Source organism: Acinetobacter baylyi DSM 14961 = CIP 107474 (assembly GCF_000368685.1).
GTDB lineage: Bacteria > Pseudomonadota > Gammaproteobacteria > Pseudomonadales > Moraxellaceae > Acinetobacter > Acinetobacter baylyi.
The window spans coordinates 482,482-494,774 of the sequence record NZ_KB849628.1; the positions used below are offsets into that span (position 1 = coordinate 482,482).

A 12,293-nucleotide genomic window follows, 5' to 3' on the forward strand; every position below is an offset into this window, starting at 1 on the left:
CCTCCTTATTTACCAAAATTGCGGTTATAACCCTTAAGACTGCCAGCCAATTCACTACCATGTTTTTTTAGGAACCTTTTTACATCTTTAGAATCCCAAGCTTGAATATTGATTTGAGTGATGCCACCATCTCCACTTGCTGCTGCATCGCCACCTACTCCACCGTTGGCCATAGATTTACCCAACGCGCGAATCGTATTGGCATGCTGTTTAGGCAATACCATTTCTTCTTCGTGTAATTGAGTCACTGGATTCATACCTGCAGGAATATCATAACCACCACGGGCAGATTTTACTTTTCCTGCTATTCCTCCCACCAATGCTAATGCAGCAGCGCCCGCACCTACAGCAAGTATTGGACCGATATAAGGAATTGAGACCATGGCTTTAAAGGCACCAGCCATTGCCTCCCATGCATACATCATGATTGTTTTAATAGTCTCACTAGCTTTAATAGCCAAACGAGCTAAAGCACCTGTACTGGTTGCCATGGTTTTTGTAGTTTCCCCCGCGACAACTGCACCTGTTTGAGCTGCTTGGCCTGTTACTTCTGCTGCAGTCTCGGTTTTAATAAAACCTAGTCGTACAGCTAAACGGCGAGCTAAACCAACCATATATTGACGCAAAGGCTCAGTCACCATCTTCTGAATGAAATAGCCCGCCATATCAGTCATGACTGCATTGGTTGCATTTTGCCAAGTGAGGGTGCCATTCATCATCGACTGTATGCCTTTATCCCATAGGCTTGAAATACGGTCAGTAAGTCCACCAAACTTTTTCTCGAAGTCTTTCATCTGGGCTTCAGACATAAGATTAAACGATTGCGTATTGGCAACCTTCTGATCAGTATCCAGATTGGCAATATCATTAGTGATCCGGCTCTGATTACCACTTTTACCAGAGATTGATGAGTATTGCTCCTCAAGTTTTAAACGCTCTTCCAGACCATTACGCTTGATTGCCCGAAGCTGATCTTCAAGCTGCTTCTCCATTTGAACTTTTTGAGCGTTCGAGATTTTATTTGCATCGAACTGCGCTTGAATACTGGCTTTTTCGATATCAAAAATACGTTGAGCCTGTTCAATTGCGTTTGCAATTTCCTGTTCACGGATCTCTTTAATTTTTTCGAACTGTTCTGCACGCAAAGCCTTGATTTTATCGCTGGCCACTTTCTCAGCCTTAACCTTTAACTGAGCCTTTTCAGCATCAGAAATTTTGGCTTTCTCGATATCCTCCAAAGCCTTCTTTAGATCTAGCTGAATTTTTTCCTCTTCAGTGGCGTATTTATAACGAATGTCCGCAATTGCCTTGGCTTCCCGCTCGGCTTCACGTTCTGCATCTGATTTACCTTTCTTCGGTTTTTTCTCCTTTTCGTCTTTTTTACCAGTGCCTATGCCACGATTTGGATTGAAGGTTGGTAAAGGGCTAGGTTTTGGGCTTTCATCTGTTGCATTTGGATCTTTAAGAAAAAGTAACTGAAACTTTTTCCCACCCTTTTCAGACGCACCTGATATATTTTCCCAAGCAGTCTTCCAGGATGTTCCAGCTTTTGATGCAGCATCATTCCATGTTGTTTTAACATCATTGGCACGATTCTTCATTTTATTGGTGTACTGGTCTGTGATCGATCCAATTTTTGCAAGACCATTATTCCAATTGGCTGATGCACCAGAGAAATCAAAGCTCAAGATACTTTTAACTACACTCCCAAATGTCTGAAACTTAATACTTAAAATATCAAGACCATACTGAATGGTATCTCTAAAACCACCGAAGGTATTTAAAGCAGCATTGATTGCAACTGCAATTGCCTGGCATACAGTCGATATCACAGCACGAATTCCTTCAAATGCTATTTTAATTCCAACCTGTAAGCCGACTGCAGTGGCACCGAAACCTTTAAGTACCCCTGATACCAAATCCATAAAACCAATCTGTTTCAGACTGCCGTCACCGATATCAGAAGTTAAATCACTCCAGATATCACCAATCGTGGAAAAAATATCTTTCGCAATTCCAAAAAAACTCTCAAAAATCGTGATAATTGCTGAAAATGATCCATCAACACCATCTTTAGACTTTACTGCAGAGGATAGAAAGTTATCTGCCATGGTCTTAAGACCAGGTGCGAGCTCGGCAATCATTCGACCGACCAAGCCTCTAATTGTGGCGCTGATTAGCCCTAATGACGAATCAAAATCCTTGGTGGCTTGAATGGCTTTATCATCCAGAATCACACCCAGATCATGCGCCTGCTTTGAATACTCCTTCAGCTTTTGGGCGTTGTTTTCAAGTAGTGGCGAAAGAAGCATTGCATCATTCGCAATAGATTCCATATAGAATGTCATCTCAGCTTGCGATACGTTAGCTTTTTTCAGCGTCTCATAATATTTACCGAGAATCTGAGGACCAGATAAGCCCTGAAATTCTTTTGCAGTCACACCAACCTTAGGTGCAATCTTTTCGAAGAAATCTTTCATTTCTCCGCCACCGGTCTGCATGAAGTCACCGAACTTGTCGTTGACATCTTTCATGATATCGCCAAGCTTTTCTTGACTGATACCTACAGATTTCGATGCAAAAGCCCACTCTTGAAATTCAAGTGTTGTTGAATTGGCTAGGCGTGACATATTTTCAAGTTCACGCGCGTTTCTGATTAATTCTCCAGTTAAGGAGCTGATCTGTAAAACCAGTTCACTACCAATATTGGCAAGAAAATTGCCGAGAAAACTTGTGCCTACTCCACTGCCAGAGCCACCACCAGATCCACTGCCTCCTCCACCTCCACCGCCTGAACCCAGTCGATTACGCAAATGATCAACACTTGTTTTTAAGCGGTCCAAAGAGCTGCGCAACATTGTGCTGGTTGCATCAATATTGATAACTGTATTCAGATTAATATTTGAACCATTTAATTGACTCAAGGCACGATTGATCATGGCTTTTGCCTGACTTAACTGCGCTGCCAGCAATGGTAAATTGACTGTAATTCTGATTGCACTTGATAGCGTGGATTGCAACATTGTTGTAATGGTGTTCTTGGCTTGATGCAATTGAGCTTGCAGTGTTGACGTATCAAGACCTAGCTTAATTTTAACTTGCTGACCTGTAATCAAATTCAATCGTCGTTGAATCTCATGAATATCGATATCAAGTTTTACATTTTGAATAGGTAAAGATGACAAGCGAGATCTGATTAGATTCTCTGCATGCTCTATTTCAGAACTCAAAGACGTCGTGTCGATTTTTAACTTGATTGATGCATCATCTACAATATTATTAATTTGGGTTTTAATTGTATTTGCAGCACTGCTCAATCGCTGTTGAACGGCACTCATGTCGATATTTAGACTAACATCGATATTTTTAAGAGAATCACGTACCCCATCAAATGCCGTTTTAATGCTATCTGCAATGCGATTGATGTCATTAGCAGCAGATTGAACGTTATTAGTTGCCTGATTCATACCTTCGGAAAGTGAATCTGTTGAGGCTGTGATCTTTACTTCAACTTCATTTTGGTTAGCCATTAAACTTTTCCTTAGGCATAAAAAAATCGACTATTGAAAGGTCGATTTATTTCAAAGACGGAGTGAATTTTTTATTAAAAAAACCCGCTCATGAGCGGGTTTATTTAGATCAATAATTTGCCTTAATCCTGAGTACTTTGATTAATCAACTTTTGAATTGAATTTGCTGCAATATCATTATAGTAGGTACACTCAGTGTTAATTTCTTGAATGGCAGCATTAAAAGATACTTTATCTTCCTGACCTACATTCGATTCGCTAAGCAAATCCTCATAAACTTTCAACCTTTTTTCGATGGTTATATCTGGATTTTTACTCCAGTAACCTTCCGCGAGTTTATTGTTTATATTGGTATATATGGTAGCTGCTGAATATCTGGAATCATCGTATTGTTTAGGATAAGACCATGGTGTGCCACCCCAGTTACCTGAAATATTATTTGAACCAGCTACACTTAAATACTGGTCAAATGTACTTACTAACTGATTATTAACATATACCTTGGCATCTTGGTTCGTAATCACATAAAAAGGCTGAGAATACGTTATCTTTTCTGATTTAAAACATTTTGAGCCTGAAGGAAATTTTGTTGCTCTGCTTAATGATAAAAAGTCTTTAAATTGCTGGCCGAGCTTTCCTGATTTAAACCAGACGCTATCTGGATATTGCGTAGCTAATAAATTCCAGTAGACAGCAGTTCTCTCGCTGATCAAAACATTATCGAGTGATATCCACTTACCACTTTCCTGAATCTTGAACTGGTTAAGTCCCTTTATAGTATAAGGAGTTTTATTAAATGTGTTTCCATCCTTAGAAACGTAGTTCACTTTATATGTTCTATATCCCAGAGGATAGTTGGTCTGATCATATTCGTATAAACCATCTTTGCTCAATATTGGTCTTTTATACAATTCGACATTATCAGGCTCCAATTTTGCATAATTTGTATACAAAATATCTGAATTTCTTATGTTTTTGATTACTTCAACAAAACCGGTATCAAATTGCACAGATGCCCAGTTGAATTGTGTATAACTATCAAAACTTGAATTATTTATACCTGTTTCAGATGTTGCTACTTGACCACCTGTTTGATCTGATCCTCCGCCCCCACCTCCACAAGCAGTCAATAAACATGCTAAAAATGAAGTCCCCAATGATTTTTTCATAGTTGTATCCGATTTATTTTAAGTTGCTGCTGGACTTTACCCAACTTACAATTTTTTATCAATCAGGGCAGCCTTAACCACCCTGAGGAAAATTCATAAGATCATCCATCATATTGTCATCATCGGATTCAATATCATCAAAACTCGGGCTATCTTCAATCCCCATAAATGCTTCAAGAATCCGGCATAGACGCTGGATACCGACTTCGGCGGGAGGATACTGTTTTTGATAGGCATTCAAGGCGCTTACTCTTGGAAAATCCAATTCGTTAAGAACATAGTCATAGTCTTTACCGAGTGTAAGCACTAAATGCGTATACAGCTCCTCCCAGTTTATTCCCCCGATGACTCACCAGCATCAGCTTTACCGGTAAGGCCCGATACAGACATGACTGCGCCCATCACCTCTTCTAGCTGGTCCATATAGATCATATCGGCTACATCGTCACGAGTAATGTCAGAATAATTGCGCTTAAGAGACTTATGTGCCACATCAATCACTGTACCGACATCATTTGGCTGAAAGCCCTGTAATGCCGGTAAGAGTTTTTCGACTGCACCAAGCGACAACGGCGCGAAAACAAAAGCCTGGCTGTCAATGATAATGGTTGTACCACGCGGGTTTTCTACTTGTTTAAATTGCATGTGTGTTACTCCGAAGTGGTCCATTTAAATACTCGGTTTAGGTCATCGGCCATTGGCTGAAATTCAAATTCAGGTAGATCGTAGTCATCCTGCTTCGAGCTAAATGCCAGCTTGTTGCTCACGCAGCGGAAGAACTCCATCCCAAAGAACTTGCCCTTGTAATCGCGCATCAGATCGACAGCAAACTCTGGCGTATACCCCATATCCAGATTTGTCACAGTTCCAGACTTGGCACCCGCCACACTAGTTGAGTACTTAAAGCTGATAAATACCGTTTTGTTGGCATCGGCAGTGGCAAACGTATATACGCCAGTTATTTCATTGACGCTGTACTGACCTGCTACCGGTGCGCTGGCCACACGCTTGAGCGGGATTGCCTTACCGTCGGTGACGCCCAGATCTTTTTTAAATGTGCCGCTGTTAGGAACAGTAGGCGTTACAGATCCACCAGAAGGAATGACTTCACCATTAATCGTTTGCGTAACGACATCCAGACCACCTTCGGCAATAATCCCACCAAAGAAGATTGAGTTAAGTAACGCACCATTGATACGGCCAAAGGTGGCTTTGCACTTGATAGAGCCTTTACCGCGTGCAGCATCAACCGCAAACTGGCCACGGCCATAAAGCTCTTTTAAATCGTAACTGATATCAACCGATACAGACTGCATTACACCGACTTCAACCGGGGTGGCATTACTGATCGGCTGCCCATAGACATCCTGAATTGGTGTAGCAAAGACTTTGCCTGCACCAAATAAATATTGAGCCATAACGACCTCTTAAAAATGAGAAAACCGCCATGAAAGGCGGCCATAAAGTATTTTAGAAACTATTGGGTGGTTAATATCCGGATTGGGATAATGGCAATGCCTTGGTCATCCAGCATATTTTCAACTGCCTCGTAAACTTCAATCGTTCCATCGATCCAGCAATGCTCAACCAGACCACCAAGCGTCTGGTATTCACATATCTCAGGGAACTCTGACTTGATTGCTAAGCGCAATTTATCAATGTAAAGATTGAGCTGAGTTGAAGGCGGTACGGTGCTATCAGATTCACTGATGTAAAGATAAACCTCGGCAGCCAGTTCAACTTTTGCATTCAGTCCGTGCACAGCCATTTCTTGCTGATTGCCCTGAGTAATAAAGAGCGCTGGACGTTGTTCTGCAGGTACGTTGTTAAAATGCCGTAAACGGCGGCTGATCGTAACCACCCCATTCATCTTGGACTTAAGATGCTCAAATAAAGCGGCATATATTGCTTCACTGTCCATTTAGACCTCGCTCAATTGCTGCATCGATATTTCTTGGAACAATTTTGGCAATCAGATCCAGCGAATCGCGCATGTAGCGCCGTTCTCTTAGATTGACCTTACGTGAATGAGCCTTCACATTGACCTGTGTCGGTGTAATTGATTTGCCAAAGGCCTGCTTGATCATTCTCAGATGAGCCTTGATCTCCACGGAACCGGTTAATCCAAACTCATGCACAAATGCATACGGAACCAAGGCACCGCCCGCGCCAACAGTGCCCTCGATCCAGTCCTTACCCTCTTCAACTCTGGATGAGATTGAGCCACGTAACCGACCTGATTGAACGTTGAGCCGCTGACCAGTCAGCATATCTTCCTGAACAGTGCGCTGTAACTTTAACGTCAAGGCATTAATCGTGCGTCTGATTTCAAACCGGATACGATCATTCATATCGTTAAAATTGACGTTTACATCAACTCGGGTATCGCTCATGGCTCACCTATTCGGCTGTTGCTTTGGTCGTGGACTTCTTTGTTTCTGACTGCTCGATGAAACGCTCGAAACCCAGTGGCTTAAGCATATGAATAATGTCTGTATCGGTCGTGATTAAACCGTTAGATATCTCGAAAGTCTGCCCACCGATTTCAATGGAGGTGGCTTTGTAGCCAGCCGGTGCCTGATATTTAAAAAGCATACGTTTCTCCTAAACCACAAATGCACCAACACTCAATGAATTAGGGTTGGTACCATCTGCAGTGGGAATTGAATTTTTTAGCGCCAGATAACGCTGGCCATAAATGCTCTGGTTATAAAACGTTTCAGTGTTAGAGCGCGAATAACTCACGCTCTGACCTGCAATCGTCATAATTGAAGCATCTGAAAAGCCGTTACCTGACTTGGCTTTGAGTGCAACTTTTAGGATATGTGCTGCATATAGACCCGCAGCACGCTCTTTCAGCTCACCAAATTCAACCGAACTCACCACCAGATCTGCTTCTTCGAGTGCATCTGCAATCTCTGCATCTGGCAAATTTAGCAGTGCTGTGTCGTATTTAAATTTTTGTTTAAATGCTTGCGGGTCCATACATCACCTATTCTTTTGCCTGAGATAGTTTTGCCTGTAATTGCTCCAGGCTTTCATCGTAGCTAAAGGTGATACCTAAACCAGTCAATTCAGACTTTACGGCGGCCAGAGCTGTTTCACCGGCTGCTTTGGCTGCATCCGTTGCAGCATCGTTTTGTTTACCACCTTTACCACCACGGCCAGATTTAGGCGCTGCTTTAGGCTCATCATCGGCGATCTCCTCGACTTCAAGCTCACCGGTTTCAAGCAGATGCTTGGCAAACTTGTTCTTTTGAAGTTGCTTGTGCACATCTTCATCCACCAGTGCCGCAACACCGTTGGAAAAAGTGGCAAGGCCAGAAAAAACAAAAGCGGCATTAGAGCCGCTATAGAGATAAGAATATTTCATGATGATTCAAGCCTTATACATGATCCAGATAACGAAGCGAATCGACACGCTTCAACCAAACACCCTGATACTTGTAGTGACCAGGTACTTTCACATCCAGCCCATCTGGCTGTGCCGCAAGGAAAGACACATCGTCACACTTCATCTGGATACATGAAGGATCACGGCGATAAATAATCGAGCGGTCTGCACCTGCAGTGCCCTTACCATTTGAACGGCCTAAACCACGAATGGTGAGCGGCTTGGACTGTGTGGCAAAGATATTGTTTTCTTCAATAAATTTCAGGAAAGTTTTACCGCCTGAATCTGGTACCACTCGATTCGATAAGCTCGAGTACTGATTCGAAGCCATCAGATATGTATCAGGCTGTACCGAGATATCGCCGTCAAATAGATCTTCTGAATCGGACAAACTGGCATTAAAGTCAGACAGGATCTGTTCAATGGTTGCCGTGGCCCAGTCGTGCTGTGCTGTGACCACCGTGACACCGGTCTGGTTCAGAAAGCCTTTCACTCCCGTCAAGCTGTTGCCATACCATGCAATCTGGCTTAGGTGCTTTTCAGCAGCCAGTCGTGCTGCCTGCACCTTGTCACCTTCGAGCTGAATTCCCATTTGCTGGGCTGCTGCAACTTCCATAATCGAATACTGGTACGAGATGACACCCACCTTAATTGGCAACGAAACCGTATCGTATTCAACTTCAGCGAGCGGTAGATCACCACCTGTACCCGAATAGTCTTTACCAATGCCCACGCCCCATTTACGTGATAGCACTTCACCGCCACCAAATACGCCGTTCACATTGGTGACCGGAATATATTTGGCATAGTCCATGACCTGTTCTAGCTGAGGTGTCATGTTGTTGGTTTCTTCGATTTTAACGAAGAGCTTTGCCAGTGAATCGAGGTTGAATGCATCCCCGATTGTGGCCTGAATCACCTGAGCTACGGGGGTTAAGCGTAGCTTCATTTGTGCAAGTTTACTCATAGCGTGTTATGCCCCACGTAAGCGAACAATGGCATGGCCCTGTTCATTAGAAATTGATTCCCAAGATGCATTGGGTAACTCGGTACCATCGGTCGCACTGGATGAAAGTGAACCTAACGGCGCGTTGGTGGTGCCATTGGACGTTTTTACATAGACCTTGGCATTGATATTGGTAACCGGTGCTGTTGTTTTCACCCAGATCGCACCAATGGTCATGACCGGCGCGACATCAGTGGCTTGGTATGCTTCATTGCCCGCAGATGTTTTACCTGATTTACCCACTCCATGACGCACGATAACGCCAAATCGGGTATTGCTTGCACCTGCAACTGCTGAAACCGTTTTGCCATCGGTGTTGATCACCACGACATCACCGTCATTGACCAGTGTTGCACCAGAGACCGGGATGGAAAGAATGTCCTCAGGACTAACTAGCCGGGCTCGAACGCCTGGCAATGTGTCATATTGTTTGACTGACATGATTCACCGCCTTAAATGGTTTTGTATGCATCGGCTTTGCTATAAGCCTGCTGCTGTTGATTGTTATTACCCTGACCACCTTGACCGTCCTGATCGCCAATATTTTGGCGCTGCTGATGGTCCAGCTCGTCGCCTACAGGATTACTGGCAATCTTGCCTTTTACGGCTGATAACGCACGGAATACGGTATCGATCTGCTCAGGCTTGGCATCACCCACACTGACGCTGCCCAGAACCGCACCCACCAGTGCATCACCGGCTTTGGCTGCAATCACATCACGTTTGATCTGCTCACAACTGCAACCATCCGTTTTAACTGTTGGTACCAAGGCTTTGGCATCGGCAATCACTGTTGCGCGTTCCGCTGCGGCCTGTTCCATTTTTTCAGGGGTCATCTGATTCTTTTCCAGATCACCGACTTTCTGCTTAAGCTGTGCATTTTCCGTCTGCAGGGTGTCTACTACTGCTTGAACCGCTGGCAATTCGTCACCGATGGCAAACTGTTTGTCACCGACTTTTAGTTTTGCGGCTTTCAGGTTTTCAAGCTGCTGTTGTTGTAGCTTTAGGGCATCCGCAAGTGGCTTGTTATCGCCAATATCAAAACGAATCCCGTTTACAATGACTTCCATTGTGTTTTCCTCTTGTGGAGTTGGTTTTTGGTCACCGATGCGGCAATCACCACCGCAGCGACCGTATTTCAACAGCGCGACATGATTGCCATAAAAATTAATAAATTTGGCCTGATACGGCGTGCCATCTTCTGCGACACCAGGTTCAAGCACCAGATTGGCCGCATACCCCAGCGACATTTCGACACGCTCATTGCTCTGGATCAGATCAATACTGGTCTTATCTTTAATCAGCAGATCACCGATTAGATACTCACCTTCCTGCCGGACGTTCTCACAATAGCCAATGTGATACTCCTTCCAGTTAGAGGCGTTAATCTCGTTTTTTGGTGGGTGATAGTCGGTAAGATCCACATCCTGAAAGCTGCTGATGCTTTCGGGTTTAAATAGCTCATCCGCTGGGGTGTAAACGTTAATGACCTGATCTGGCGTATATCCTTCGAGTGAAGGAAACTCATATGCATAGTACTGGCGTACCTGAGGTGCCTTGGCCAGACGTACATTTACACACTTTAAATACCCTTCTTGTGTAAATGAGCGGGATGACTCGCTGGGTGCAAAGTCACCAATCTTGATGTGATAGATAATTTTCATAAATTGGGCTCAATAAAAAACCCACCGTGTGGTGGGTTTTATAGATTTTTGATTTTAAGATATGGACTCATATCTTTTTTGATACGCATCTTCTTGAGATTTTGAAAACTCCAAATTATCTGAAACAAGACCTTCTATAATTGCAAATAGTCTTTTCATATCGCTAAATACTGTGTCGGGCACGTTGTAGACCTTCTTTACATACTCGGCCGTTTTTTCATGATTATTGCGGATAGCATCAATCATGACGGATAGATCTGCCACTTGCTCGTACGCCAAGGCGTAGCCTTCGGATACATCACTGGCGTCGTAAGATTTGACTTGTTCTTTTGGTTGTACCATACTATTCATCGTTAATATTCCTATATTAGCAACTGAAAGCCCTTTGTTTTCGACGACGAGAGGGCTTTTTTATTGCCTGAATTAATCATTATGTAATTCCAAATGAGTTAAATGTGGTTGAACTTTCGTTTTTAGTTCTTCCACTTTCTGTTTTGCTTGTGGCTTATATTGCTTACCAACAATACTCAATGTCCGCCCTGCACTAGATGCAATTTCACTAAACTTATCAAATTCAATAGATGCCTTATTAAATTGATCCATTAATCCAAACACTGCCTGACGCAAAACTTTTTCGCAGTTGATAAAGTAACGGCGAGCTATGCGACCTTGTTCGTTGTTTTCAACCATTGAAAGTTCTTTTGCAACATCAAGAGTTAGCAAATAATCCACACTACGGCGATTACCACCACGCCCTTTTTTGATTTTGGTATTTTCCAAAATCAAAGCAAAGTCTTCATTCTCAATAAATCCATAAGTTTTAATTCGTGACTTAATCCAATTGGCAAACATGTCACCATTTTTAAGCCATTTATGTAGAGTACGAGCATCAACACAAGGTTGAACCTCTCCTCCTATATCTCCATCAATCACAGGGATTAACCCAGAACTTCCTATATCGATAAGTGTGTTCATCTCAAATCTCCTGTTCTTTTTTAAGCTGCTTAATCGCACGGTTCACGATATAAGCCATAGGACGGTCATTTTCTTGGGCTGTCTTTTTAACCCACTCATATAAATCATCAGGAATACGCAATTTGAATTGCTGTCCCTGACGTTTTTTTAACTCTGATTCCATAGTTACCTCATTGGTTTTTAAAAGTACCTCTTAGGTACATTTTATATACTGTACCTCTTGGTGACCATTGTCAAGCACCCAAGAGGTACTTTATTATGTATTTTTAAACTTCTGTGGTATTTAACTGTGAGCGTGAATCAAAGAGACCCCCAATACAAACTACGATGGTCAGAAGAACTACGGGATAAAATTGCTCAATCAGCCAAAGAACACAACCGCTCAATGAATGCGGATATTGTCGCTCGTCTCGAGCAAAGCTTTGATGCTCAAAATCACGATGAAATAATAGGAAAAATTCCAACAGAAAATCTAATGATGGAATTAAGCTATCGCTTTAAAGGTTTCACAATTGCAGTCATGGAAAAACAAGATGATAAAAAATCGCCGTAAGG

General features: G+C 42.9%; 17 protein-coding genes. 1 reads left to right on the plus strand and 16 read right to left on the minus strand.

The features are described from left to right. Positions 1-5: 5 nt before the first annotated feature. From F952_RS11620 to F952_RS16745, 16 genes are all read right to left on the minus strand, one after another. Positions 6-3,530, minus strand: a complete 3,525-nt coding sequence (locus F952_RS11620) for a hypothetical protein (RefSeq protein WP_004927684.1) — start codon at positions 3,528-3,530, stop codon at positions 6-8. A gap of 122 nt (positions 3,531-3,652) precedes the next feature. After that, positions 3,653-4,699, minus strand: a complete 1,047-nt coding sequence (locus tag F952_RS11625) for a hypothetical protein (protein ID WP_004927686.1) — start codon at positions 4,697-4,699, stop codon at positions 3,653-3,655. Positions 4,700-4,772: 73 nt separating this feature from the next. Beyond that, complete coding sequence (locus F952_RS11630; RefSeq protein WP_004927689.1) at positions 4,773-5,006, minus strand: hypothetical protein; 234 nt, start codon at positions 5,004-5,006, stop codon at positions 4,773-4,775. A gap of 26 nt (positions 5,007-5,032) precedes the next feature. Next, the gene (locus tag F952_RS11635) at positions 5,033-5,344 is read right to left on the minus strand and encodes a hypothetical protein (protein WP_004927693.1); all 312 of its coding nucleotides are present in this window, start codon (positions 5,342-5,344) and stop codon (positions 5,033-5,035) included. Positions 5,345-5,349: 5 nt separating this feature from the next. Beyond that, positions 5,350-6,117 carry a hypothetical protein gene (locus F952_RS11640; RefSeq protein WP_004927696.1) on the minus strand — a complete coding sequence of 256 codons (768 nt, stop codon included), beginning with the start codon at positions 6,115-6,117 and terminating at the stop codon, positions 5,350-5,352. A 59-nt stretch (positions 6,118-6,176) separates the two neighbouring features. Beyond that, positions 6,177-6,620: a hypothetical protein gene (locus F952_RS11645; RefSeq protein WP_004927700.1), complete on the minus strand. Its 444-nt coding sequence runs from the start codon at positions 6,618-6,620 to the stop codon at positions 6,177-6,179. Beyond that, on the minus strand, positions 6,610-7,092 hold the full coding sequence (locus F952_RS11650; protein WP_004927702.1) for a phage virion morphogenesis protein: 483 nt from the start codon (positions 7,090-7,092) through the stop codon (positions 6,610-6,612). Before F952_RS11650 ends, F952_RS11645 begins: the two co-directional genes overlap by 11 nt. Positions 7,093-7,099: 7 nt before the next feature. Further along, positions 7,100-7,294, minus strand: a complete 195-nt coding sequence (locus F952_RS11655) for a hypothetical protein (RefSeq protein WP_004927704.1) — start codon at positions 7,292-7,294, stop codon at positions 7,100-7,102. Between the two features lie 9 nt (positions 7,295-7,303). After that, positions 7,304-7,684 carry a DUF4054 domain-containing protein gene (locus tag F952_RS11660; protein ID WP_004927706.1) on the minus strand — a complete coding sequence of 127 codons (381 nt, stop codon included), beginning with the start codon at positions 7,682-7,684 and terminating at the stop codon, positions 7,304-7,306. Between the two features lie 7 nt (positions 7,685-7,691). Beyond that, positions 7,692-8,072, minus strand: coding sequence for a hypothetical protein (locus F952_RS11665; protein WP_004927708.1), 381 nt, complete (start codon positions 8,070-8,072; stop codon positions 7,692-7,694). 13 nt (positions 8,073-8,085) lie between these two features. Further along, complete coding sequence (locus F952_RS11670; protein WP_004927709.1) at positions 8,086-9,060, minus strand: DUF2184 domain-containing protein; 975 nt, start codon at positions 9,058-9,060, stop codon at positions 8,086-8,088. 6 nt (positions 9,061-9,066) lie between these two features. Then, positions 9,067-9,540 carry a structural cement protein Gp24 gene (locus tag F952_RS11675; protein ID WP_004927712.1) on the minus strand — a complete coding sequence of 158 codons (474 nt, stop codon included), beginning with the start codon at positions 9,538-9,540 and terminating at the stop codon, positions 9,067-9,069. 11 nt (positions 9,541-9,551) lie between these two features. Then, the gene (locus tag F952_RS11680; RefSeq protein ID WP_004927713.1) at positions 9,552-10,763 is read right to left on the minus strand and encodes a DUF2213 domain-containing protein; all 1,212 of its coding nucleotides are present in this window, start codon (positions 10,761-10,763) and stop codon (positions 9,552-9,554) included. A 54-nt stretch (positions 10,764-10,817) separates the two neighbouring features. Continuing rightward, entirely contained in the window at positions 10,818-11,114 is a 297-nt protein-coding gene (locus tag F952_RS11685; protein WP_004927715.1) for a hypothetical protein, read from the minus strand. Between the two features lie 72 nt (positions 11,115-11,186). Beyond that, positions 11,187-11,738 carry a phage antirepressor Ant gene (locus F952_RS11690; protein ID WP_004927718.1) on the minus strand — a complete coding sequence of 184 codons (552 nt, stop codon included), beginning with the start codon at positions 11,736-11,738 and terminating at the stop codon, positions 11,187-11,189. A gap of 1 nt (position 11,739) precedes the next feature. Beyond that, positions 11,740-11,901 (minus strand): Arc family DNA-binding protein, encoded by a 162-nt coding sequence (locus F952_RS16745; protein WP_004927720.1) that lies wholly within the window; start codon positions 11,899-11,901, stop codon positions 11,740-11,742. 126 nt (positions 11,902-12,027) lie between these two features. On the opposite strand from F952_RS16745, the gene F952_RS11695 reads away from it, so the two are divergent. Continuing rightward, entirely contained in the window at positions 12,028-12,291 is a 264-nt protein-coding gene (locus tag F952_RS11695) for an Arc family DNA-binding protein (RefSeq protein WP_227499401.1), read from the plus strand. Positions 12,292-12,293: the final 2 nt, after the last annotated feature.